2 protein-coding genes are annotated in these 1,250 nt (G+C 36.2%); both read right to left on the bottom strand.

All coding sequences use genetic code 11. The features are described 5' to 3' along the window. Positions 1–179, bottom strand: a 179-nt coding sequence (locus tag AC1DTM_RS27200; RefSeq protein WP_477001344.1) for an ASCH domain-containing protein, incomplete at its 3' end; no start/stop codon positions are given. A gap of 337 nt (positions 180–516) precedes the next feature. Beyond that, positions 517–1,250 (bottom strand): DUF11 domain-containing protein (locus AC1DTM_RS27195; protein WP_477001343.1); only part of this gene is annotated, 734 nt, incomplete at its 5' end.

Raw genomic sequence — 1,250 nt, 5'->3', positions numbered from 1 at the left:
CGCTTTACCTCTGTTACCTTTACAATAATTGTTTCTGCCGTCATAAGGTTGGTAAATACAATTTCATCACCATGTTTTATTTGTTGACGCTTTTTATCATACAATCTAACTTCAAATACTTTTTTACCCGAATAAATAGATTGAAAAGGCTMATTATATAGTCCCATTTTATGTCTCATATTTTCCACTCCCTTCCATCCATTTTAGCATGAAGTAGTTACGATTCTACTTGTATATTTTTGTTTCATACAAGTATATTCATCTTCCTTCCCCTTGCATATACTGTTCCATATGCAATTGTGGCCGGTAACCTTGCAAAACCAATCCGCTATCGTTTCCCGCAAGAAATTATTAAAAAACTAGAAAACCTGCCTTGGTGGGACTCAGAACTTCTATTATAAAAAAGGTACCATACAACAAAATCAATGATTTTGTTAATCCGCCCGAAAAAATCCACATAAACACTAAACAGAAAAAGAGCATCCTATTCTTCCTTGCAGGATGCTCTTTTGGTATTTATTGTTTATTTATCCGAAAGTGATTACATGGAGAACATTTAAAAGGAAACTTTTCTAGACAATTAAAGTTTGTTGCGCAAATTTGTTCTATCGTTGGAACGAATGGAATAACAACCATGTTACTTTCCATTATTTGTGTAACAGGTGGTAACACTGTACCTATTTGATATTCAAAACGAATATTTGCTGTATTAATATAATTACCTGAACCAATTGGTGCTTGCTCGACTGCTACTTGAAAGGAAACCTTGCGCGCTTCACCAGGATTTAAATTACCTATAATAAATCCTAGTGCAGGGCTTGCATTTGGTACTGGTGCACTATCGACCGTTACACTTTCAGGGACAAATCGAACACTACTATCTAACATATCTTGAAAACGAATATTTTGTATCGCTGTATCCCCCGTATTCGTAATAACTGTCGTAAACGTAATAACATCGCCTATCGTTGCTGTTTGATGATCTGCCGTTTTTACAACTGTCGTTGAGACATTCTGAGGAATAAACGGGATAACAACTGTGTTGCTATCGCCTTCAACTACTACAGGCGGCTCATTAGGATTTACAGTTGCGAGCCCATCCGCTGTAGCAGTATTTGTAACTAAATTATTTATTTGCCCTCCTGTTATTACAACTTGGAAATTAATAATTGCTGCATCATTTGGCTGAAAATCACCTAACGGAATACCAGTATTCGGATTGGCAAATGGAAGAGGCACATCATTTACCG

This window comes from Bacillus sp. P4_D3, from assembly GCF_056401855.1.
Note: the sequence above shows the minus strand (reverse complement) of the source record. Positions and strands in the feature narration are given on the sequence as shown.